Consider the following 20,938-nt stretch of genomic DNA (forward strand, 5'->3'; position numbering starts at 1 on the left):
TCTTTCTGTACAAGCTGCTGAAACCGTTGACTATGCGAGCGGTCAATCCGCATCAGTCGATGGGCGGGAAATCGCTCATTGAACGCAATCCAGAACCCCCGGCGTTGCCACGGGAGCTGCAACCGCAGTTGCTTGCCACATCGCGGGAGATAACCTGACCACCGCCGAAAATTGCCAGGAGAGAGCATTGATTGATCAGCGTCCTAATTCCACAGCAGGGTTCAGTTGAATCGTGTCTGTGATCCTCGCGGCAATTTTTGCAGTCGACCCTGCACTGTTTAGCGGCGTTCACGTGCCCTACTGGGCGTACGGAGCCAAGTTCTTCGCGATCCTTTTCGCAGTTCGCGTGCTCAGCCAACTTACTGTTGACGCCGGCGACAGGAAACGGATGATGATCTTTACGCTGCTCGCAGCAGCATTCATCATCCTCTTCGTTGTCGCCGTAGTGCTGGCTTAGGCCGAGTACACCAACTGGCCGCCAACCCACGTCCGCCACGTCAACGGCATGCCTGGCCGGTAGGCCAGATCGATGGCGTTGGCGGTGTCAAGTACGTGCAGGTCAGCCGCGGCACCGACAACCAGGGAGCCCTTTGCCGGGCGGCCCTGCGCGTCCAGACCGTTACCGACGTCCTGGCGGCGCAGCGCTCGTGCTCCGCCGACAGTGGCCGCGGCAATCGCTTCGTCGAGGGAGAGATGCTGCTGGAGAACGGCCGTCGTGACGCAGTAGTTCATCGAGGACGTGTAGGACGTTCCCGGGTTGAGGTTGGAGGCGATGGCCACATGCGCGCCGGCGTCGAGAAGTCGGCGTGCGGGGGCCAGGGGCATGCGGGTAGAGAGGTCGCAGGCCGGAAGAACGGTGGCAACGGTGTCCGAGCCAGCCAACACCGCAACGTCCTCGTCGCTGAGGAAGTTCACGTGGTCCACGCTGGCGGCGCCGAGATCGACAGCGAGCTGCACACCGGGGCCCTCGCCGAGCTGGTTGCCGTGGACGCGAACGCCCAGGCCAGCGGCCTTGCCGGCCTCGAGCACGCGGCGCGACTGCTCCTCGGTGAAGGCGCCGCGCTCGCAGAATACGTCGATCCACTGGACATGAGGCCGCACGGATTCGAGCATGGGGCCGACGACCAGCTCCGTGTACTCCTCGGCATCCGCGCCCGGGGGCACGAGGTGGGCGCCGAGGAAGGTGACGTCGCCGATGTGTTTCGAAGCGATCTGCGCCGCCTGGGTCTCGGACTCGACGTCCAGGCCGTAGCCGGTCTTGGTCTCCAGGGAGGTGGTTCCGCCGGCGTGGGCTGCGGCGATGCGCTCGAGCAGCAGCTCCTCCAGCTTCTCAGCGCTGGCCGAGCGGGTCGCCTCCATGGTCACGGCGATGCCGCCGGCGGCGTAGTCGCCGCCGGACATGCGGGCCTCGAACTCGGCCGAGCGGTCGCCGTCGAAAATCATGTGGGAGTGCGAGTCCACCCAGCCGGGCAGCACGGCGCGCTCGCCGAGGTCCTCCACGGAATCGGCGGCAGGAGCGTCCGCAGCCTTACCCACCCAGGCGATACGTCCGTCCTCCACCACCAGGGCGGCGTCCGAGAGAGTGCCCAGGTCGGACACGGTGCGCAGTTCTGAAATTCCGGTGAAGAGGGTCGAGGTCATGATTCTCCTTCGTGCTGATAAACGGTGAGCGGCACCGTACGGGTAACCGTGCGGTGGCGCTTCTGACAAAAACCGGCCTACTTCTCCCGGGAGTGGAACTCCATGGGAACCCGCACGCCGCGCTCTTCGGCGACCTCGTGCGCACGCTCGTAGCCGGCGTCGAAGTGGCGGATGACACCCATGCCGGGGTCGTTGGTGAGCACGGCCTTGAGCTTGGCCTCGGCAAGGTCGGTGCCGTCGGCGACGGAGACCTGGCCGGCGTGGATGGAGCGGCCGATACCGACGCCGCCGCCGTGGTGGATGGACACCCAGGTCGCTCCGGAGGAGGTGGAGGTCAGGGCGTTGAGCAGCGGCCAGTCGGCGATGGCGTCGGAGCCGTCGAGCATGGACTCGGTCTCGCGGTAAGGCGAGGCGACGGAGCCGGAGTCGAGGTGGTCACGGCCGATGACGATGGGCGCGGAGACCTTGCCCTCGCGGACCAGCTTGTTGAACAGCAGGCCGGCCTTGGCGCGCTCGCCGTAGCCGAGCCAGCAGATGCGTGCCGGCAGGCCCTCGAACTCGACGTGCTCCTCGGCGGCGTCGAGCCAGTTGTGCAGGTGCTCGTTCTCGGGGAAGAGTTCCTTCAGGGCCTGGTCGGTGACGCGGATGTCCTCGGGGTCGCCAGAGAGTGCCACCCAGCGGAAGGGGCCGAGGCCCTCGCAGAACAGCGGGCGGATGTAGGCGGGGACGAAGCCGGGGAACTCGAAGGCGCGGCTGTAGCCGGCGAGGCGGGCCTCGTCGCGGATGGAGTTGCCGTAGTCGAAGACCTCGGCGCCGGCATCCTGGAACTCGACCATGGCCTGGACCTGGCGGGCCATGGACTCGCGGGACTTCTTGGTGAAGGTCTCCGGGTCGTCGGCGGCGTCGCGACGCCAGTCTTCGACCGTGATCTCCGAGGGGAGGTAGGACAGCGGGTCGTGCGCCGAGGTCTGGTCGGTGACGACGTCGATGGTGATCTCGCCGCGCTTGTGGCGCTCGAGAAGCTCGGGGAAGACGTCGGCGGCGTTGGCGGCCACGCCGATGGAGACGGCCTCGCCGGCCTCCTTGGCCTGGTTGGCGCGCTCGACTGCGGCGTCGAGGCTGGGGGCGATCTCGTCGAGGTATCGCTTGTTCTTGCGGCGCTCCAGGCGGGTGATGTCCACGTCGGCGATGATGCAGACGCCGCCGTTGAGGGTGACGGACAGCGGCTGTGCGCCGCCCATGCCGCCGCAGCCACCGGTGAGGGTGATGGTGTTCTTCAGCGTGCCGCCGAAGCGCTTCTTGGCCACGGCCGCGAAGGTCTCGAAGGTGCCCTGCAGGATGCCCTGGGTGGCGATGTAGATCCAGGAGCCGGCCGTCATCTGGCCGTACATCATCAGGCCCTCGGCCTCGAGGCGGCGGAACTCGGGCCAGTTGGCCCAGTCGCCGACGAGGTTGGAGTTGGCGATGAGCACGCGCGGTGCCCACACGTTGGTGCGGAAGACGCCGACGGGCTTGCCCGACTGCACGAGCAGGGTCTCGTCCTCCTCCAGATCCTTGAGCGTCTCGACGATTGCGTCGAACGCCTCCCAGCTGCGCGCCGCCCGGCCGGTTCCGCCGTAGACGACCAGCTCGTCGGGGTTCTCGGCGACCTCGGGGTCGAGGTTGTTCATCAGCATGCGCAGGGGCGCTTCGGTCTGCCAGTTCTTGGCGTTGAGCGTCGTGCCACGGGGTGCGTGGACTTCACGGGGTGCGGACATGGCCGTCCTTTCACAGTGTGGGAACCGCAGTCCGGTGGGTCGAAGTCTCGGCGGGGCCGGTTTCCCGGGGCTGTCCCCTACCGATGACGTTGGCCACACCGTCGATAAGCTCACAAATCTTTTGGGGTGTCTCCCACCTAACTGGATCATCGCCATATGATCTAGAGCACAAAAGCATCGGGTGTCTGGGATCCCAGACACGCCAGGTTAACGGAGCTTTCCAACGACCCTTTCCACCGATCGGAGGATCGCACCCGACGAAACGAGTTCCACGGTGGCCTCGATCTCCGGCGAAAGGTAACGGTCGCGACCGGGGCCTTCGGCCACCTCGCGGATCGCCGCGATGGCGGCGCCGGTGCCCGGGCTCGCCTCGCCGCCGCGCATGTCGATCGCCCGCGTCGCCGTGAGCAGCTCCACCGCCAGGACACGCTGCAGGCCGTCGACGGACCTGCGCAGCTTGCGCGCGGCGGACCAGCCCATGGAGACGTGGTCCTCCTGCATGGCCGAGGAGGGGATGGAGTCGGCGGAGGCTGTGGTTCTCAGCGCTAAATGTCGCTTTTTTTGCAGCGCTAAATGTCGCAATCCCAACGCCCATGACTCTCGTTGCACACCGTTCCACAGGGGAACCGCAACCGGGCGTCCTTGTTGTAATCGGGGCCTCGAAGCCGCCAAGCGATGGCATGACCCGGCCGCCAAGCAAGGCCACGGGCGCGGGCTGACAGGTGTTGCAACTCCTAGAATCCGCAGTGCCGTCTCCGCCGGGCAACCTTGAAGCCACCCAAACCCTCGACGGGATGCGCGGTCCATGGGCGGCTACCACTACCGTCTGGCAGGTATTCCCTGCCGCGAGGCCCGCAACCAGCGGGGCGGGACGTTGATCAGATGTAGCGGCAGACCTGGTCGGCGGAGCAGGAATCCGGCTCCGGCTTGCTGGCCTTTTCTTGGAGCTGGGAAATGGTTTCCCTGAGGGCCAGGAGATCGGCGATCTGGGTATCGAGTTCTCCGAGACGCTGCCCCAGCAGGCCCTGGACGTGCGAGCACGGCGTCTGGCCGTGCTCGCGGATCCTCAGGATCTGACGGATCTGGGCGAGGGTCAGCCCGGCGGCCTGGCCCCGGTGGATGAACCCGACCCGACCCACGGCATCCTCGGCGTAGTCCCGATAGCCGGAGGCCAATCGCTCGGCCGGAGGGAGCAGCCCCGACTCCTCGTAGAACCGCAGGGTCTTGGTCGTGGTTCCGGTTGCTTCCGCAAGCTGTCCGATCCTCATGTTCGCCGATTCCCCTTCCAATGGCCACCACACTTGACCTTCCATTGTACTGGAAGGTTCACAATGGTTCCATAGGAACTTTTGAACCACAGGGAAGAGACATCTGGAATGACAAACGAAAAGTTCGATCTGGCGATTATTGGTTCCGGCGGCGGAGCGTTTGCGGCCGCGATCCGGGCCACCGGGCTAGGCAAGCGCGTCGTGATGGTGGAGCGCGGCACCGTGGGCGGGACATGCGTGAACACGGGCTGCGTCCCGTCGAAGGCGCTCCTGGCTGCCGCGGAGGCCCGCCACGTGGCGTTGGATTCGGCCCGCTTCCCTGGGGTGGCGGCCTCGGCGGGCCCGGTGGACATGCCGGCCCTGATTCAGGGCAAGGCCGCGCTGGTTGAAAGCATGCGCACGGAGAAGTACGTCGATCTGGCCGCGGACTACGGGTGGACGATGATCTCGGGGGACGCGTCGTTCACCGGAACCCAGGACGCACCGCTGCTCCGGGTGATCTCCCCGGATGGTGCAGTGAGAACGATCGAGGCCGGGCACTACCTCGTGGCCACTGGCTCCGCACCCTACGTGCCGCCCGTTCCCGGACTGGCCGAGGCCGGGTACCTGACCTCGACGACGGCGATGGAACTGGACGAGGTGCCCGAATCAATGCTGATCCTGGGCGGAGGCTATGTTGCCCTGGAGATGGCACAGCTTTTCTCCCGGCTGGGCTCCCGGGTGACCATGCTGGTCCGTTCCCGGTTGGCCTCGCAGGAGGAACCGGAGGCATCCAAGGCGTTGGCGGGGGTGTTCGCCGACGAGGGGATCCGGGTGGTCCGGCGGGCCATGGCCGACTCCGTGGCCTCCGGCCCGGACGGGGTCTCGGTGACGGCAAACGTGGCCGGGGGCGAGGAGGTGTTCCGCGCTTCCCGCATCCTCGTGGCACTGGGCCGCCGCCCGGTGACCGAGGGACTGGACCTTGACGCCGTCGGGGTGAAGACCGGCGCATCCGGCGAGATCGTGGTCGATTCCCGCCTGGCCACGTCCAACCCGCGGGTTTGGGCCGCCGGGGACGCGACCGGCCATCGGGAGTTCGTTTACGTCGCAGCGGCCCACGGCGCCCTGGCCGTGGACAATGCGTTCACCGATGCCCTGGCCGAGGTCGACTACCGGCACCTGCCCCGGGTCACCTTCACCAGTCCCGCCATCGGGGCGGTCGGGATGACGGAAAAGGAAGCTGTCGCCGCCGGGATCAGCTGCGAGTGCCGGGTCCTCCCCCTGGAGTACGTGCCGCGAGCCGTGGTCAACCGCGACACCCGCGGCTTCATCAAGGTTGTCGCGGACCGCGACACCGGACGGATCCTGGGCCTCTCCGCGGTGGCCAAGGACGCCGGGGAAATCGCCGCCGCCGGCGTCTACATCCTCGAAGCGGGCATGACCACCGCGCAGGTCGCCGCCGCCTGGAGCCCCTACCTGACGATGGCCGAGGGCATCAGGATCGCCGCCAAGGCCTTCACCACCGACGTCTCCAAGCTCTCCTGCTGCGCCTGAGCTGTAGCCCCCACTACCGAAGCAAAGGAATGCCATGACCGCCACCGACCAGGCCCTCACCTATCTGTTGTCCCCCGCGCGCTCCGGAATAGACCCGGAATTGTTCGTGCCGCTGCTGCGGCTCCTGGCCGAGGGCGAGCCCGTCACGGTCGCCGAACTGGCCACCGCCAGTGGCCGGAGCGAAGACACGGTCCGGCAGGGACTGGCCGCCGTCCCGGACACCGAGTACGACGACGAGGGCCGCATCATCGGCCTGGCCCTGACGATGCGGCCCACCCCGCATCGCTTCACCCTGGCCGGGGAACAGCTCTACACCTGGTGCGCCCTGGACACCCTCTTCTTCCCGGCCCTGATCGGGAAGGCCGCAACCATTGAGTCGACCTCCCCGGGTAGCGGGACCCTCATCCGGGTGATGACGGGCGCGGACGGCACGGTGACCTCCGTGCAGCCGGCCACCGCCGTCGTGTCCATCATCAGCCACCCGGGCACGGGGCCGGTGCGGTCATCGTTCTGCAACCAGGTCCACTACTTCGCCTCCCGCGAGGACGCCCAGCCGTGGTTGGATTCCCATCCCGACGGCGAATTCCTGGACATCGAGGCGGCACACCGGTCCGGTGCCGCCATGGCCTCCGCCCTCCTCGCCGCGGCCGCCACGCGGGCCCCCGCGGCGCAGGACTCCTGCTGCTGAGCTTTAAAAGGACATGACATGACCCAGCACCCAGAACAGCCAGACACCGGCCATCAACCCGTCCGGCAGACCGGTCGCCCCGGGCGATACCACACACTGGCCGCAGGGATCGGCGTAGCAGCGGCCATGATCCTGTGCTGCGCAGGACCCATCCTCATCGCCGCCGGAGCCCTCGGCGCGATCGCCGGATTCTTCTCAAATCCCCTCGTGTTACTCGCGGCCGCCACGGTGCTCCTGGCCGGGATCATCGCCGTCACCAGGCAGCGAAAACGCCGCAGGACCGACGACTGCTGCCCTCCCGCATCCCCCGAGCACCACCGCACCGACCACGGCACCGCCTGAGTCCCCATCCCCATTCCTGGAAGGAACCACCAGACACCATGACATACCCGAGATCCCGCCGTTCTCTGTCCGTTCCCCGGCCCAGGCACCTCGCCTCCGCCCTGTTTCTGGCAGCGGTCATGGCACTGACAACCGCCTGCGCCAGCTCACCGAGCGGCCCGTCGGCCGCGCCAGGCGGTTCGTCGCCCGACGCGGCCGGTGCCGTTGCTGTTACGGTCTCCGACATTGACGGCACTACCCGGACCATCCCGGACGGTAAGCCCGCAGCACTGTTCTTCTTCTCTGTCGGATGCGGTGAGTGTGTGGAAGGGGCCGATTCCCTGAACAAGGCCTCCACGGCCCTGGGAAGCTCGGCCGACTACCTCCTGGTGGACGTGGACCCCCGAGAACCGAAGGAGACCATCAACGGATTCCGCGATTACATCAAGGCCCCTGAGCTCCCTGCCGTCATCGACACCGGGGCCACACTGACCACCCGGTACGAGGTCACCTCCATGAGCACCCTGGTGGTGGTCGACGCGAAGGGTGACGTTACCTTCCGGGCCACCGACCCGTCTGCGGAAAAGATCCAAGAAGAACTCACCAAGGCCGGCGCCCAATGACAGCCCTGCTTGCCCTGGCCTTCGCCGCTGGAATGATTGCCCCGGTCAATCCCTGCGGTTTCGCCCTCCTGCCCGCCTGGATAGCCCAGACCATCGGGGACGCCCGGACGCGCCCGCTCGCGCTGCGTCTGGCCCACGGGCTCCGGGCCGGGCTCGCGCTCAGCCTCGGCTTCGCCGGGACCCTGGCAGCCTTCGGGCTGATCGTCAGCGCGGGCGCCAGGACCCTGATCAGCGCAGCGCCCTGGCTGGGAATGGCCACCGGGGTGATCCTTCTCCTGCTGGGCCTGGCCATGCTCACCGGACTCACACCACGGCTCCGTCTGCCGGCCTGGGCCACGAAACCCCGCACACAAGAAGCCGCAGGGGCAGGTCACAAAACCGGGCGCATGGTGGCCTTCGGGGTCGGATACGCCGCAGCATCCCTCGCCTGCACCCTCGGGGTGCTCCTGGCCGTGATCGCCCAAGCCCAGGCCGTCGCCAGCTACGCCGGGCTGCTCGCGGTCTTCGCCGCCTACGCCGCAGGCTCGGCCACTGTCCTGATGCTCGTTTCGGCAGGCACGGCCATCGCCGGGGCCGCCCTCGGGCGAAGAATCACCGGCCTGGCCAAGCACAGCAACCGCATCGCCGCCTTCATCCTCACCATAACCGGCGCCTACCTCAGCTGGTATTGGTATCCCGCCGCCACCGGCGGAACCGCACAGGCCAACAGCCTCGCCGTATGGTCAGCCGCCGCCAGCGCCTGGATCAGCGACAACAGCACCCTGATCGCAGCCCTCGCCGCAGCCGTGGTGCTCGCATCGGCATTGGCCGCCCTCAACCGGCGCAGGAGACTGCGCATCAGACAGGGAACGCCGCCCACAGGCGAGGGCCCCGGGCAAAGCGGGGAACCCGACTGCTGCACACCAACTCCGGACAACAACTCGACCGAGGACCGGCCAGTCACGATCCCGTAGCTGGCCGGGGACTCCCAAAAAGCAAGGGGGAGAGGGAACCTTGCCCATCTTCTGGCAAACGAGGCGCCCGCCTATCAGGACAGGTTGGTACAGCGGCATCAGGCCGGAAGTCAATTCGTGCAGAGGACTTCGGGCAATCCGTCAGGAGCCCTCTGCACCGCCCCCGCAATGACGGGAACGTCAGTGCGGTGGACTTCGGAATGCCACAGTGACACCCACTAGTTGTACTCGACCGTGACGTTGGTGGCACTTTCGGTCTTGTGAAATAGCTAGGCCTCCTGGCTTAGTGGAGCTGTCTAGTTCTTCACTGCCAGGAGGCCTCTATGCCCAACGGTAACGCCCGCTTGACCACGCATGCGAGAGCGTTGCTGGTGGCCAGGCAAGCTCATCCATATCGATGTGAAGAAACTCAGCCGCATCCCCGACAGCGGCGGTTGGCGAGTCCACGACCGATCCGCGACCGGAAGACCCGATCGGGTTCGACCACGTCCATGCCGCTGTCGATGACCACACCCGACTCGCTTATATGGCCCACTAGCGGTCGCGGAGCGTCCTGAAAACCTAAAGGTTTACAAGACACGCACAACGAGCATCTCAAAATCCGCGGCTCCTGCGGAAACCAACACGAAAAATGTCTTACCAACCTGTCTCACCGAAAAGTGTCCCGCCTTCTTCCATGCTGGGATTTAGTGAGGCATGATGGTGGGTATGAGACTGTTGGGCTACACCCGGGTATCCACCGTCGGTCAGGATCCGACACTTCAACACGACGCCTTGGTCACCGCCGGGGTCCAGAACCGTGATGTCTTCAGCGATGTCACCTCCGGGGCGAAGAATGCGATCGAGCGTCCCGGAATGAAGAAACTTCTCGCCTATGCCCAACCCGGTGACACGGTGGTGGTGTGGCGCATCGATCGGCTGGGCCGATCCCTGCTCGACGTACTCAACACGGTGAACCTGCTGCGCGAACGAGAGGTGAAGATTAAGTCGGTCTCTGACGGCATCGACCCGGAGACGTCCTCGGGTCGGCTGATGCTCGGGATGCTGGGGACTCTGGCTGAGTACGAACGAGAACTGATCACCGAACGCGTCAACGCCGGCATCGCCGCAGCGAAAGCCCAGGGCACCCGCTTCGGCCGACCACCTGTGGATCCAGAGGTGGTCGACCGCAAGCTCGCTATCGTCGCCGAGGAGAGAGCCAAAGGCCGTAGTGCCGAAGACGCCGCGAGCATGGTCGGCTGGTCGAGGGCAACACTGTACCGGCATCTGCAGGGTGCTAAACGACGACAGTCAGCACTGCCCGCCTGATGCGGGCACAATGACCAGGTCGTGAGGTGATGGTGATGGACGAGATGCAGCGCTGGGAGATCCTTCGCCTGCACATCGAAGACGGCATCACCCTGACCGACCTGGCACGGTCCACCGGCATCAGCACCCGCACTCTATCCCGGTGGGCTGCCCGCTACCGGGCCGACGGAATCCACGGTCTGCGCACCACCACACGATCCGATGCCGGGGCACATCGCATATCCGCGGAACTGGTCGCCTACATAGAACACCTCGGGCTCACCAGGTGAAGTGTCCTGGGTTTAGTTCCGATCGTTTCTAGAGGAGGATTGGACCATGCCTAGGAAGTTCAGTGACGAGTTCAAGGACAAGGCGGTGCGGTTAGCCGAGGAGCTCGTTGAGCTTGAGGGGTGCTCGAAGTGGGCGGCGGCGGAGGAGATCGGCGAGAAGCTCGGCGTCTCGGCGCACACGCTCAACAACTGGTTGAAACCTGTCAAAGCGTCCCCCGACGTTCAGCGGAGCACTGGCGAGTCGGTCGACGACGAACTGAAGCGTCTGCGGCAAGAGAACAAAGAGCTGCGCAGGGCAAACGAGATCTTGAAGACCGCTTCAGCTTTTTTCGCAGCGGAACTCGACCGTCCCACCAGAAGATGATCGAATACATCGACACGTATCGCGATCGCTTCGGGGTCGAGGCCATCTGTCGCACGTTAAGGCAGACAGAATGTGGGTTTATCACCTCTCGTGGCTACCGAGCAGCGAAAACACGAGCCCCGTCGGCCAGGAGCTTGTCAGACGCGCTGCTTATCCCCGAATTGGTGAAAGTCTTCGAGGACAACTTCAGCGTGTACGGGGTACGCAAGATGTGGAAGGCCATGCAGCGCGCCGGCTGGGACATCGGTCGTGATCAGACGGCACGGTTGATGAAACTCGCCGGCATCCAAGGCCGCAGAAGGGGCCGCACTCCGATCACAACGCTTCGGGCTGATGTCCCGGATTGTCGTCCTGATCTGGTCAATCGTGACTTCACCGCGTCAGCGCCGCACCGGCTGTGGGTCGCTGACATCACCTACGTGCGTACCCTGTCGGGGTTTGCGTACACCGCGTTCATCACCGATGCGTACTCCCGCAAGATTGTCGGGGTTGCCACCAGGGCGAGCATGCGCACCGATGAGCTGCCTCTTGAGGCTTTTGAGCATGCTCTTTATCACGCAGGTGATCTCCGTGCTGAAGGACTTGTCCATCACAGCGACCGCGGCTCGCAGTACGTGTCCATTCGTTACAGTGAGGCGCTTGCTCAAGCTGGGATTGATCCGTCCGTTGGCACCGTCGGCGATTCCTACGACAACGCGTTGGCGGAAACGGTCAACGGTCTATACAAGACCGAGCTGATCTATCCCCACCGGCCGTGGGCGTCGGTTGGGGAAGTCGAGATCGCGACCCTTCGCTGGGTGTACTGGTGGAATAACCATCGCCTGCACGAGTCATTGGGATACATCACTCCACAAGAGATGGAAGACGCCTACTATCAACAATCACACGCCCACCCGTTGGGCGTTCAATAAGCGGAACGAAAACCAGGACGCTTCAGATCGCGGTAGCTCACCCCGTAGCGGCAGTACCACCGCACCGCCCCCAGGATGATTTCACGGGGGAAATGACGACCGGAGAAGATGCCCATGGCCGTGATTATTTCACGTCAATCTTCCTACTGCCCCAACTTTGCAACAGCACCGATCTACCGCGCCAGGACAGGGATCCCGTGGCGTGACTTGCCCCGCGATGCCTTCGGGCCCTGGCAGACAGTCTGGAAGCGACATCGCAGGTATGCCGCTGAGGGCACCTGGGATTCGGTGTTGGCCCAGATCCTGGCTGAGGCCGATGCCGTCGGAGAAATCGATTGGACGGTTTCGGTGGACTCGACGATCAGCCGTGCTCACCAGCACGGGACCAACACCACCCGCCCTGACCAGCCCACAGGGGGCTCGCTCGAATCACAATAAATCCGGGGCTGAACACTGCCAGGAGCCAGAAGGCCACGCGGTCGGCCGCTCCCGCGGGGGACTCTCCTCGAAACTGCATGCAGCCGTCGACGGTGAGGGGATGCCACTGTCGATCGTGCTCACCGGCGGACAGCGCAACGACGGGGTGGTGCTGGCCGAGGTCCTCGTTGACATCCGCGTGCCCCGGATCGGGCCGGGAAGACCCCGCACACGACCTGATGCGGTCATCGCCGATAAGGCCTACTCCAATAGGGTCATCCGCAAGATGCTCTCGGCTCGGGGCATCCGAGCAGTGATCCCGCAGAAGTCCGACGAACAAGCCGCTCGCAAACGCAAAGGCTCAACCAGAGGCCGACCACCGGCTATGGATAAGACCACCTATGCCGGCCGGAACGTGGTCGAGCGCCACTTCAACCTCGCCAAACAGTGGCGCGGGATCGCCACCTGCTACGAAAAGCTGGCCATCACCTACCGGGCCACCGCCGTGCTCTGCGCCGTCGTCGCTTGGCTACGCAAACTGGACGCTCCCTAACGATCTCCTCGAATGAACAACCCCGGGTATTCGATGACCAGTCCGTCCCCGTCCACGGTGATGGACCGGCGAAAATCGGAGTCGCGGGACTCATAGAGGTACTCGTTCTCGCCGGTGCGCGTGTACCGTTGCGGATCGGTCGTAACCTCGAGCTCCGGAACCCGGATGTAAGCCGTGGTGATGTCGGCACTCTCGCCAACAGCGAGGTCAAGTCGTCGGATCGGCAATGTGTTACTCAGCGGGGACACCGAGATGTCGACCTCTCGCGCCGCTTGAAGGTCAGGGCGATCCTCCCCATCAACTTCCCATCCCCGCTCGGTGAGGCGCAGTTCAAGCTCGCGTCCGTTCGCCCGAACTACGAGGTCGATGAACTCCCAGGCCTCCGTCATCTGCAACTTGTACGAGCACGCGCCGACCCCGCCATTAATATCGCTGACGACGGTCACGCCATGCAGGTTGCTCTCGATCCGGCATGACTCGCGGGAGGGCTCCTCCAGGCCAGTCCACACTATCTCAGTCATCGTCTCCTCCTTGAATCTTCGGGGCGGGTCAACCTTGCGGCAGAACCATCACTGGCGAGAACAAGTCTGTCATCGCATAGGGATTGCACGGTCGACTCCGCCGGTATCACCGGACTACAGATATAAGAGACACGCCCTAGCTGCCTTCTCCCGGCTCGCCCACAATCCTAACCGACCCGACACGAAGTAGCTGAGCGGTGGAAGTCCCCCCGCGGGCGTGCGAGAGTCGCGGGAACGTACCCCGCTCATTGACGTTCGTAGGTTCCGGACAACAGAGGTTACCTGGCTACCTTGCTGCGGTCCTTGGCCAGGAGCTTGCGTCCGTCCTCGCGGAGTTCGCCGGTGGGTGAGACGTGGCGGTAGAGGGTCTGGCGGGTGATGCCGAGTTCCTTGAAGAGGTCACCGACGTTGGTACCGGGCTTTCCCATGGAGGCCATGGCGAGGCGGAGCTTGGCGGGGGTCATCTTGTAGGGGCGTCCGCCTTTGCGGCCGCGGGCCCGGGCGGCGGCTAGGCCGGCGATCGTGCGTTCGGAGATGAGTTCGCGTTCAAACTCGCCAGGGCGGCGAAGATGCCGAAGACGAGCTTGCCGGATGCGGTGGTGGTGTCGAGGGCCGCGCCTTGCCCGGTGAGGACCTTCAGGCCGATGCCGCGTTGGGTGAGGTCGTGGACGATGTTGACCAGGTGACGCAGGTCGCGGCCGAGCCGGTCCAACTTCCACACCACCAGGGTGTCCCCGTGACGTAGGGACTTCAGGCACGCCGCAAGCTCGGGACGGTCCTCCTTCTTGCCCGAGGCCCTGTCTGGTGCTGTTGCAAAGTTGGGGCAGTAGGAAGATTGACGTGAAATAATCACGGCCATGGGCATCTTCTCCGGTCGGCATTTCCCCCGTGACATCATCCTGTGGGCAGTGCGGTGGTACTGCCGCTACGGGGTGAGCTACCGCGATCTGGAGGAAATGATGACCGAGCGGGGCGTGCCGGTCGATCACACCACGATCTACCGCTGGGTCCAGAAATACGCCCCTGAGCTGGACAAGCAAACACGGTGGTACCGGCAGGTACCCGACTGGCAGGCCAGTTCCTGGCGGGTGGATGAGACCTATATCCGGGTCGGCGGCAGGTGGTGCTACCTCTATCGGGCGATCACCGCCGGTGGCCAGACCCTGGACTTTTACCTCTCTCCGAAGCGGAACGTGGCCGCAGCGAAGCGTTTCCTGGCCAAAGCCCTCAGATCCAATGCGTCAGCCGGGTATCCCAGAGTGATCAACACCGATAAAGCACCCTCCCTAGCCAGGGCAATCGCCGAGTTGAAGTCAGAGGGAATCTGCCCGCCAACAGTGGAACACCGGCAGGTGAAATACCGCAACAACATCCTGGAAGGCGACCATGGTCGGCTGAAGCGGATCCTCGGGCCAAAAGCGCGTTTAAGAACCGGACATCTGCATATCGGACGTTGAAAGGGATGGAGGCGATGCACTCATTGCGGAAAGGGCAAGGCACGATGTTTGCCTACGGGCAACCGAACCCGGACGCGGTGATCGTCCACCGGGTCTTCGAGACGGCCTGAGAACGCCCACACGCAGCGGCCATCAGGGAATGAGAAACTGAGTCTTCGCTGCTCTCCCCCCCAACTTTGCAACAGCACTGCTACTTGTGTAGGTACGGGAAAGCGGTAAGGCCAACCGTAGCCATTTTAGCGGGACCTACTCGCCGTACATGGTGCGGGAGATCCGGGCCGCCGCGTCTCGGAGTACGGCCACCAGCGAGGCCCGCTCCTGCGACCCGCCTTTTGCCGTGGGAAACGTCACCGCCAGCGCGGCCGCGGGCCGGTCGAGGTGATCGTGCACCGCCACGGCCACGGAGCACTGACCCCGGCTGACCTCTTCGGTCTCCTCCGCCCAGCCGCGACCCCGGCTCAGCCGCAGCAGCTCCTGGAACTCACGCAGCGTGCCCGCGGAGCTCGACGCCGAGAACGCCGCCCGGGCCTCCAGCTCGGGCAGGTGGGCGAGCATGATGCGCCCGGACGCCGTGCGCGCCGCCTGCAGGCGAACGCCGACGTCGGTGATGAGCGACAGCGCGCCCGGCGCGCGCACCTCGTGGAGATACACAATCTCCGAGCCCGCCAGCCGCGATAGGTGGCCCGATCCCCCGACCAGGGCCGCGGCCTGTTCCAGTGGTCTGGTGGCCAGGCGCACCAGGGGCTGCTGCTTCGAGTACGCCTGGGCCATGGCGTAGGCGGCGAGTCCGAGCCCGTAGGTCTGGTTCTCCGGCAGGTGGACCACAAATCCCGCGTCGGTGAGCTCGGCCAGCAGGTGGTAGGTCGTTGACCTGGGCAGATCCAGCTCCGCGCGGATCCTCGACGCGGAGACGGGCACGTCGATCGCGGAGAGCAGCGACAGGATCTTCAGCGTATTACGTGCCGCCGGCACCTGGGAGGAAGCCATGGAAATCACCCTACCGAGGACCCCGGCGCCTGATCCGGGGGGTTGGTTCCGGGCCATGTCCGTGGATGTCCATGGCCCCACCTACTATCTTTCCCATGAACGATCCCTGCCCTGCGGATCGCTCCCTCGTCCGCAAGGAGACTCACATGCCGTCGACCAGGCTCACCGAACAAGAGGCCGCGCCCCGGACCTCCGGCCTCAAGCACCGCCACCTGCACTTCATCGCCCTCGGCTCGGCCATCGGCACCGGCCTGTTCTACGGTTCGGCCGGGGCGATCCAGGCGGCCGGCCCGTCCGTGCTGCTGGTCTACCTTCTTGGCGGCGCGGTGGTGTACTTCATGCTCCGCGCCCTGGGCGAGATGGCCGTGCGCCACCCCGTCACCGGCTCCTTCGCGGAGTACTCGCGGAAGTTCCTCGGCGGCTGGGCCGGCTACATCACCGGCTGGGTGTTCGCCTTCGAGATGGTCATCGTCTGCCTGGCGGACCTCACGGCCATCGGCATCTACATGAAGCTGTGGTTCCCCGACGTCTCCCAGTGGGTCTGGGTGGCGGTCACCCTGCTCATCGTCGGCGCGGCCAACCTGGCCAGCGTCAAGGTCTTCGGTGAGCTGGAGTTCGTGCTCACCATCATCAAGGTCTCGGCCGTGGTGGCGATGATCGTGGGTGGTGCCGCGGTGCTCATCTTCGGCCTGGGCCAGGCGGAGAACATGGGCGTGGAGAATCTCTACGCCGACGGCGGTTTCTTCCCCAACGGTGTCGGCGGCATGATCGCCTCCTTCATCCTCGTGCTCTTCGCCTTCGGCGGCACGGAGATCATCGGCGTCGCCGGCTCGGAGGCGGAGGAGCCGGAGCGGTCCATCCCCAAGGCAATCAACACCGTTCCGGTGCGCATTCTGTTGTTCTACGTGCTGGCCATCCTGGTCATCCTGCTCATTGACCCGTGGCACACCATCACCGGCGACGAGTCCCCGTTCGTGCAGATCTTCAGCACCCTCGGCATCTCCTGGGCCGCGGGCCTGCTCAACGCCGTGGTCATCACCGCCGCGCTCTCCGCCATCAACGCGGACCTCTTCGGCGCCGGCCGCGTGCTCACCGGCCTGGCCAGGGAGAACCTCGCGCCGAAGGTCATGGCCCGCACCAGCCGCGGCGTGCCCGTCATGACCACCGTGAGCCTGCTCGTGGTCATGCTCGTCGGCGTGGTGCTCAACGCCTACCTGCCCGAGCGGGTCTTCACCGTCGTCGCCTCCCTGGCCACCTTCGCCACCGTGTTTGTCTGGCTGATGATCCTGCTGGCACACGTGGCGTCGCGCCGCGCCATGTCCCCCGCCGAGGTCGCGGACCTGCACTACCGGGTGCCGTTCTGGCCCTACGGTCAGTACTTCGCCATCGCCTTCATCGTCTTCACCTTCGGCATCATGGCGTGGATCCCGGACTTCCGCCTCGCCCTCGGTGTCGGCGTAGCCTTCGTGGTCATCATGACCATCCTGTACTTCGCCGCGGGACGCGCCCAACTCGCAAAGGAGCCCACCAGTGAACTCGCTTGATCTTCCCCTCTACTCCCCCGCTCCCGAGTGGACCGGGCGTGACGACGGCCCCGGCCCCGAACACGCCCGCTGGCACAGTGTCGTCACCCCCGCCACGGCGGATACCCGCGATGCGGTGGTGCTGCTGGGTTACGCCACCGACGAAGGCGTGCTGCGTAACGACGGCCGCCAGGGAGCCGCGGCCGGCCCCGAGGCCCTGCGCTCCGCCCTCGGCGGCCTGGCGGTCCACGATGACCGTGCCCGCCACGACGCCGGCACGATCGCCACCGTGGGCGACAACCTCGAGGAGTCCCAGGAGGAGGTCAGCCGCCGGGTCGCGGAGCTCATCGAGCAGAACAACCTGGTGATCCTCCTCGGCGGCGGGCACGAGACGGCCTTCGCCTCCCACCGCGGCCTCTACCGTGGGTTGGGCGAGAAGTCGGCGCCGATCGTCAACCTCGACGCGCACTTTGACCTGCGCGAGGCGGAGCGTCCGACCTCGGGCACGCCGTTCAAGCAGATCGCGGACCTGGTCGGCGACGGGTTCGACTACTCCGTCTTCGGCATCTCCGCGGCCAACAACACCCGCGTGCTGTTCGAGACCGCGCGGGACCTCGACGTGCGTGTGGTCACTGACGTGGAGCTCGCTTCCCTGACCCCGGAGGAGGCGGGCGCGGCCGCGGTCGAGGCCTGCATCGACGCCGATGCCGTGCACCTGAGCATCGACCTCGACGTGCTACCCGCCTCCGTGGCGCCGGGTGTCTCCGCACCCGCGGGCCTGGGCGTGGCTCTTGAGCGCATCCACGCCATGGCCGTCGCCGTGGCGCGCACGGGAAAACTGCGCCTGGTCGACGTGGTGGAGCTCAACCCCTCCTACGACGCAGACAGCCGCACCGCCAAGACGGCGGCACGGCTGATCAACGATATTGTGGCGGCGCTTCCGCGCTAAGACCCGCTAAAGCAGCAGGTAGGCGATCGGGGTGGTGATGACGATGGTCAGCGCCACCCGGATGAACCACACAATGACCATCTGCGCGATGGAGATGGGGATCTCCGTGGCCATGACACAGGGGATCATGCCGGAGAAGAAGATCACCGCGGAGACCGCGACCACGGCGACGACGAAACGCAGGATGATGGATTCCTGGTCGGCGACCGCGGTGGCGGGCAGCAGCATCTCCGCCAGGCCCATGGCCGAGGCCTTGCCGGCGAGCAGCGGCTCGGGCAGGCGCACCAGCCAGGCGAACGGGTAGAAGATGTAACCCAGCCAGTCGAAGATCGGGGTGTGCTTGGCCAGCAGCAGGCCGGTCAGGCCCACCGAGAGGATCGACGGGGCGATGGCCGAGGACATCTTCAGGCCGTCGAGGAAGTTGTCCCACACCGTCTTGGGCAGCGAGTCCGCGCCCTTGAGGGCGTGCAGCGCGCCGTTCCACGCGGCGGTGGAGCGCTTGCCGGTGACCTGGAGCTCGGGCTGCGGGGTGGAGCCCGGGTAGTAGTCGTCCGGGATCGTGCTCAGCGGCGGGATGCGCACGGTGATGGCCGTGACAATGAAGGTGACGATGAACGTGACCACGAAGTACATGGTCCAGTGGCTCATGAGGTCGAGCGTATTGGCGAGGATGACCATGAAGGCTGCGGAGACCGTCGAGAAGCCCGTGGCGATGATGGCCGCTTCCTTACCGGTGTAGCGGCCGCTCTTGTACACACGGTCGGTGATGATCAGGCCGAGCGAGTAGGAGCCGACGAAGGACGCGACGGCGTCGATGGCCGAGCGGCCCGGGGTCTTCCACACGGGGCGCATGATGGGCTGCATCCAGACGCCGACGTACTCCATGAGGCCGAAGCCGACGAGCAGGGCGAGGAACGCGGAGCCGATGGGCACGATGAGGCCGACGGGGATGACGATCTTCTCCCACAGGAACGGCACGAGGTCGGGCTCGCTGAGGAAGCCAGGCAGGCGGTTGGCCAGGATGAGCACGGAGACCACGAGGCCGATGATCTTGAAGGCGGTGAACACGGCGTCGATGGAGCTCTTCATCCACTTGCGCTGCCACAGCGCGCTGACCGTGCCGTAGACGATGAGGGCGAAGAGGATCCACGGGACCACCGGTGCGGCGTAGGTCCTGATCGCGGTGACCATGTGGTCCAGGGGGATGGTGCTCTTGCCGCCGATGTTGATGGAGACAAAGAAGACAAAGATACCGATGGCGCTGTAGAGGAACAGCCGCCAGATGCCCGAAACCTCGGGGCGGGTGGTGTAGATGTCCTCCTCGGAGGTCTCCTCGAGCTGGTGCAGGATGGTGTCGTTGGGGTCGCCGACCGGCATCTGGGCGTGGCGATGGGAGCCGCCAACGGGCTGACTCCCCGCCGCCGACGCAGCGGATACGTTTTCTGGGTTGTTCACGGGCGCTATCTCTCTGATCCGGGCTGCCGGGGAGCGATGACGAGCGACAAGCGGCGCCGCGGGGAACGAGAAGATGGCCGGGGGCTGCACACACGCAGGCACCAGAAATCCTCACGACCCGAGGTGCACCGCCGCCGGCGAGAAGGCGCCGCGGCAGAAGCCAAGGGTGGGATAAATGTGCCGTGCGCTACAGCCAAGCGACGGTATGTTCAACCTAACGTGACGCGCCTCACCGAGTCAAGCCGGCTACCCGGACAGGAGCTGCTGCGCCCAGTACTCGTCGCTCGAGCGGGTGCCGGGCGGCACCCAGTACACCCCGGAACCGATATGGGTGATCCAGGTGTTCAGCTGGTCCCGGTCGTCGAGACGCTGCTGGATGGGCACGAACTGCGTCATTGGATCCTTCTGAAAGCAGATGAAGATCTGCCCGGAGTTGGACAGCTGGCCCGCGCTCATGTCCGGCGGCAGGTCGTAGTTGTACGGTCGGCGCAGAATGCGCTGCTCGGGATGGCCGGGGGCGGGCATGGCACGGGCGACGTGGCTGGTGCGGTCGACTAGCGGCAGGCCGTAGCTGTTGAGCGCGGACACGTGGACGTCGTCGAACTCCCCTCCCCCGGACAGCGGCGCGCCGTCGTCGAGACGCCTGCCGATCGCATTCTCCCGCGAACCGCGATCCAGCTCCTCCCACGTGTCCAGGTTCATCCAGATGCGGCGCACCACCATCGCGGTGGCGTCGCCGTCCCACACCTGCCCGTCGAACTCGTCCGCGGTGTGCGGGTTGATCGAGCCGTCGAGCTGACCGAAGAGGTTGCGCGGCGTGCCCGACTCGCCGCTGGCCCCTTGCGCGCTGAGGAACCCCTGCTGCACCCACAGGGTGGTGGCGTAGGTCGGCGCGGTGCGAATGAGGTGGCGCATCGTGTGGCTGACGGTGATGGGATCGTCCCCGCAGATCTGCAACACCACGTCCGCCTGCCCCCACGCCGGGTCGAGCCGGTCGCGGCTGAACTCGGGCAGAGGCGCGAGCCATGAGGGACGCTTATCGACGACCCCCGCAACCTCAAACGCCCGGGCACCGAGTCCGCACGTCACGGTCAGGCGGGCAGGCTTGTCCGTCATCTCCGGCTCGAGGCTGCCCGGCGGAGTGGTGCCCTGGCAGAGGTGGCGCGCGTCGGTCGTCCACGAGCGCATGAGGCGCACCAGGTCCGCGCGGCCCAGGCCGTCATTGAGCCGGAATCCCACGAGGTTGAGGTGCGCCTGATGCGGGGTCTCGACACCCGCCTGGCGCGGCCCGTCGAAGGGAATCGTCTGACCGGTGAGGTAGCGGTTCTCGTCGAAGGGTTCGTTTGGCTCTGCCTCGTTGCAGGCCGCGAGGAGGCCGCCGGCGGTGACGGCCGCCCCTCCGGCGAGGAATCCGCGGCGGGTGAACGCTGAGCTGCCCAT

General features: G+C 65.8%; 20 protein-coding genes and 6 pseudogenes. 16 read left to right on the forward strand and 10 right to left on the reverse strand.

All coding sequences use genetic code 11. From position 1 onward, the window contains the following. Positions 1 to 232: 232 nt before the first annotated feature. Positions 233 to 457: a hypothetical protein gene (locus CDOO_RS07850; protein ID WP_026159330.1), complete on the forward strand. Its 225-nt coding sequence runs from the start codon at positions 233 to 235 to the stop codon at positions 455 to 457. On the opposite strand, the gene hutI is transcribed toward CDOO_RS07850, so the two are convergent. From hutI to CDOO_RS07870, 4 genes and pseudogenes are all read right to left on the reverse strand, one after another. Beyond that, positions 454 to 1,641: an imidazolonepropionase gene (gene hutI / locus CDOO_RS07855; RefSeq protein WP_018021793.1), complete on the reverse strand. Its 1,188-nt coding sequence runs from the start codon at positions 1,639 to 1,641 to the stop codon at positions 454 to 456. The genes CDOO_RS07850 and hutI overlap by 4 nt on opposite strands. 77 nt (positions 1,642 to 1,718) lie before the next feature. Then, the gene (gene hutU / locus CDOO_RS07860) at positions 1,719 to 3,398 is read right to left on the reverse strand and encodes a urocanate hydratase (RefSeq protein ID WP_018021794.1); all 1,680 of its coding nucleotides are present in this window, start codon (positions 3,396 to 3,398) and stop codon (positions 1,719 to 1,721) included. Between the two features lie 207 nt (positions 3,399 to 3,605). Beyond that, positions 3,606 to 3,941 (reverse strand): annotated as a pseudogene (locus tag CDOO_RS14335) (aromatic amino acid lyase); the annotation flags it as partial. A gap of 335 nt (positions 3,942 to 4,276) precedes the next feature. After that, a complete protein-coding gene (locus CDOO_RS07870; protein ID WP_018021796.1) occupies positions 4,277 to 4,666 on the reverse strand; it encodes a heavy metal-responsive transcriptional regulator in 390 nt (129 codons plus the stop codon). A gap of 108 nt (positions 4,667 to 4,774) precedes the next feature. On the opposite strand from CDOO_RS07870, the gene merA reads away from it, so the two are divergent. From merA to CDOO_RS07915, 10 genes and pseudogenes are all read left to right on the forward strand, one after another. Next, positions 4,775 to 6,199 (forward strand): mercury(II) reductase, encoded by a 1,425-nt coding sequence (merA, locus tag CDOO_RS07875; RefSeq protein WP_018021797.1) that lies wholly within the window; start codon positions 4,775 to 4,777, stop codon positions 6,197 to 6,199. Between the two features lie 34 nt (positions 6,200 to 6,233). Further along, a complete protein-coding gene (gene merB / locus CDOO_RS07880; RefSeq protein ID WP_018021798.1) occupies positions 6,234 to 6,887 on the forward strand; it encodes an organomercurial lyase MerB in 654 nt (217 codons plus the stop codon). An 18-nt stretch (positions 6,888 to 6,905) separates the two neighbouring features. After that, the gene (locus CDOO_RS07885) at positions 6,906 to 7,229 is read left to right on the forward strand and encodes a hypothetical protein (RefSeq protein ID WP_245616208.1); all 324 of its coding nucleotides are present in this window, start codon (positions 6,906 to 6,908) and stop codon (positions 7,227 to 7,229) included. Positions 7,230 to 7,348: 119 nt separating this feature from the next. Further along, entirely contained in the window at positions 7,349 to 7,831 is a 483-nt protein-coding gene (locus tag CDOO_RS14340; RefSeq protein ID WP_155861326.1) for a TlpA family protein disulfide reductase, read from the forward strand. Further along, positions 7,828 to 8,784, forward strand: a complete 957-nt coding sequence (locus tag CDOO_RS07895; protein WP_018021800.1) for a cytochrome c biogenesis CcdA family protein — start codon at positions 7,828 to 7,830, stop codon at positions 8,782 to 8,784. Before CDOO_RS14340 ends, CDOO_RS07895 begins: the two co-directional genes overlap by 4 nt. A 375-nt stretch (positions 8,785 to 9,159) precedes the next feature. Further along, positions 9,160 to 9,310 (forward strand): annotated as a pseudogene (locus CDOO_RS14345) (IS481 family transposase); the annotation flags it as partial. Positions 9,311 to 9,480: 170 nt separating this feature from the next. After that, the gene (locus tag CDOO_RS07900) at positions 9,481 to 10,092 is read left to right on the forward strand and encodes a recombinase family protein (RefSeq protein WP_018021801.1); all 612 of its coding nucleotides are present in this window, start codon (positions 9,481 to 9,483) and stop codon (positions 10,090 to 10,092) included. 35 nt (positions 10,093 to 10,127) lie between these two features. Next, positions 10,128 to 10,361, forward strand: coding sequence for a helix-turn-helix domain-containing protein (locus CDOO_RS07905; RefSeq protein WP_018021802.1), 234 nt, complete (start codon positions 10,128 to 10,130; stop codon positions 10,359 to 10,361). A gap of 46 nt (positions 10,362 to 10,407) precedes the next feature. Beyond that, a pseudogene (locus CDOO_RS14350) lies at positions 10,408 to 10,602 on the forward strand (transposase); the annotation flags it as partial. Next, complete coding sequence (locus CDOO_RS07915; RefSeq protein ID WP_245616269.1) at positions 10,551 to 11,636, forward strand: IS3 family transposase; 1,086 nt, start codon at positions 10,551 to 10,553, stop codon at positions 11,634 to 11,636. The pseudogene CDOO_RS14350 and the gene CDOO_RS07915, both read left to right, overlap by 52 nt. Positions 11,637 to 11,656: 20 nt before the next feature. Here CDOO_RS07915 and CDOO_RS13945 read toward each other — a convergent pair. After that, positions 11,657 to 11,752: pseudogene (locus CDOO_RS13945) on the reverse strand (IS6 family transposase); the annotation flags it as partial. On the opposite strand from CDOO_RS13945, the gene CDOO_RS14520 reads away from it, so the two are divergent. Then, positions 11,751 to 12,074, forward strand: coding sequence for an IS5/IS1182 family transposase (locus CDOO_RS14520; protein ID WP_018023077.1), 324 nt, complete (start codon positions 11,751 to 11,753; stop codon positions 12,072 to 12,074). The pseudogene CDOO_RS13945 and the gene CDOO_RS14520 sit on opposite strands and share 2 nt — an antisense overlap. Continuing rightward, on the forward strand, positions 12,004 to 12,606 hold the full coding sequence (locus CDOO_RS13620) for an IS5 family transposase (protein ID WP_211209020.1): 603 nt from the start codon (positions 12,004 to 12,006) through the stop codon (positions 12,604 to 12,606). Before CDOO_RS14520 ends, CDOO_RS13620 begins: the two co-directional genes overlap by 71 nt. Here the strand turns inward: CDOO_RS13620 and CDOO_RS07930 are convergent. Further along, a complete protein-coding gene (locus CDOO_RS07930) occupies positions 12,603 to 13,127 on the reverse strand; it encodes a putative glycolipid-binding domain-containing protein (RefSeq protein WP_018023079.1) in 525 nt (174 codons plus the stop codon). The two genes, CDOO_RS13620 and CDOO_RS07930, sit on opposite strands and share 4 nt — an antisense overlap. A gap of 278 nt (positions 13,128 to 13,405) precedes the next feature. Then, positions 13,406 to 13,986 (reverse strand): annotated as a pseudogene (locus CDOO_RS13625) (recombinase family protein). Between CDOO_RS13625 and CDOO_RS07940 the strand changes: the two are divergent. Beyond that, positions 13,985 to 14,694, forward strand: a pseudogene (locus CDOO_RS07940) (IS6 family transposase). The pseudogenes CDOO_RS13625 and CDOO_RS07940 sit on opposite strands and share 2 nt — an antisense overlap. Positions 14,695 to 14,830: 136 nt before the next feature. Here CDOO_RS07940 and CDOO_RS07945 read toward each other — a convergent pair. Then, positions 14,831 to 15,571 (reverse strand): IclR family transcriptional regulator, encoded by a 741-nt coding sequence (locus CDOO_RS07945; protein WP_018023013.1) that lies wholly within the window; start codon positions 15,569 to 15,571, stop codon positions 14,831 to 14,833. 146 nt (positions 15,572 to 15,717) lie between these two features. Between CDOO_RS07945 and CDOO_RS07950 the strand changes: the two genes are divergently transcribed. Both CDOO_RS07950 and hutG read left to right on the forward strand, forming a co-directional pair. Continuing rightward, entirely contained in the window at positions 15,718 to 17,115 is a 1,398-nt protein-coding gene (locus tag CDOO_RS07950; RefSeq protein WP_020384700.1) for an amino acid permease, read from the forward strand. Beyond that, positions 17,102 to 18,043, forward strand: a complete 942-nt coding sequence (hutG, locus tag CDOO_RS07955; RefSeq protein WP_018023015.1) for a formimidoylglutamase — start codon at positions 17,102 to 17,104, stop codon at positions 18,041 to 18,043. The genes CDOO_RS07950 and hutG overlap by 14 nt, the downstream gene beginning before the upstream one ends. A gap of 6 nt (positions 18,044 to 18,049) precedes the next feature. On the opposite strand, the gene CDOO_RS07960 is transcribed toward hutG, so the two are convergent. After that, positions 18,050 to 19,420, reverse strand: a complete 1,371-nt coding sequence (locus CDOO_RS07960) for a YjiH family protein (RefSeq protein WP_018023016.1) — start codon at positions 19,418 to 19,420, stop codon at positions 18,050 to 18,052. A gap of 324 nt (positions 19,421 to 19,744) precedes the next feature. Further along, positions 19,745 to 20,938, reverse strand: a complete 1,194-nt coding sequence (locus tag CDOO_RS07965; RefSeq protein ID WP_018023017.1) for a Dyp-type peroxidase — start codon at positions 20,936 to 20,938, stop codon at positions 19,745 to 19,747.

It is taken from the genome of Corynebacterium doosanense CAU 212 = DSM 45436 (genome assembly GCF_000767055.1).
In the GTDB taxonomy this organism is placed as follows: Bacteria; Actinomycetota; Actinomycetes; order Mycobacteriales; family Mycobacteriaceae; genus Corynebacterium; species Corynebacterium doosanense.

Excerpts from the sequence above, each read along its gene's own strand:
- CDOO_RS14520 (WP_018023077.1), top strand. The coding sequence starts at position 11,751 with ATGGCCGTGATTATTTCACGTCAATCTTCCTACTGCCCCAACTTTGCA.
- CDOO_RS14340 (WP_155861326.1), top strand. The coding sequence starts at position 7,349 with ATGGCACTGACAACCGCCTGCGCCAGCTCACCGAGCGGCCCGTCGGCC.
- CDOO_RS07900 (WP_018021801.1), top strand. The coding sequence starts at position 9,481 with ATGATGGTGGGTATGAGACTGTTGGGCTACACCCGGGTATCCACCGTC.
- CDOO_RS07885 (WP_245616208.1), top strand. The coding sequence starts at position 6,906 with ATGACCCAGCACCCAGAACAGCCAGACACCGGCCATCAACCCGTCCGG.
- hutI (WP_018021793.1), bottom strand. The coding sequence starts at position 1,641 with ATGACCTCGACCCTCTTCACCGGAATTTCAGAACTGCGCACCGTGTCC.
- hutU (WP_018021794.1), bottom strand. The coding sequence starts at position 3,398 with ATGTCCGCACCCCGTGAAGTCCACGCACCCCGTGGCACGACGCTCAAC.
- CDOO_RS07950 (WP_020384700.1), top strand. The coding sequence starts at position 15,718 with ATGCCGTCGACCAGGCTCACCGAACAAGAGGCCGCGCCCCGGACCTCC.
- CDOO_RS07965 (WP_018023017.1), bottom strand. The coding sequence starts at position 20,938 with ATGGGCAGCTCAGCGTTCACCCGCCGCGGATTCCTCGCCGGAGGGGCG.
- CDOO_RS07930 (WP_018023079.1), bottom strand. The coding sequence starts at position 13,127 with ATGACTGAGATAGTGTGGACTGGCCTGGAGGAGCCCTCCCGCGAGTCA.
- CDOO_RS07870 (WP_018021796.1), bottom strand. The coding sequence starts at position 4,666 with ATGAGGATCGGACAGCTTGCGGAAGCAACCGGAACCACGACCAAGACC.
- CDOO_RS07960 (WP_018023016.1), bottom strand. The coding sequence starts at position 19,420 with ATGCCGGTCGGCGACCCCAACGACACCATCCTGCACCAGCTCGAGGAG.
- CDOO_RS07905 (WP_018021802.1), top strand. The coding sequence starts at position 10,128 with ATGGACGAGATGCAGCGCTGGGAGATCCTTCGCCTGCACATCGAAGAC.
- CDOO_RS07945 (WP_018023013.1), bottom strand. The coding sequence starts at position 15,571 with ATGGCTTCCTCCCAGGTGCCGGCGGCACGTAATACGCTGAAGATCCTG.
- merB (WP_018021798.1), top strand. The coding sequence starts at position 6,234 with ATGACCGCCACCGACCAGGCCCTCACCTATCTGTTGTCCCCCGCGCGC.
- CDOO_RS07895 (WP_018021800.1), top strand. The coding sequence starts at position 7,828 with ATGACAGCCCTGCTTGCCCTGGCCTTCGCCGCTGGAATGATTGCCCCG.
- merA (WP_018021797.1), top strand. The coding sequence starts at position 4,775 with ATGACAAACGAAAAGTTCGATCTGGCGATTATTGGTTCCGGCGGCGGA.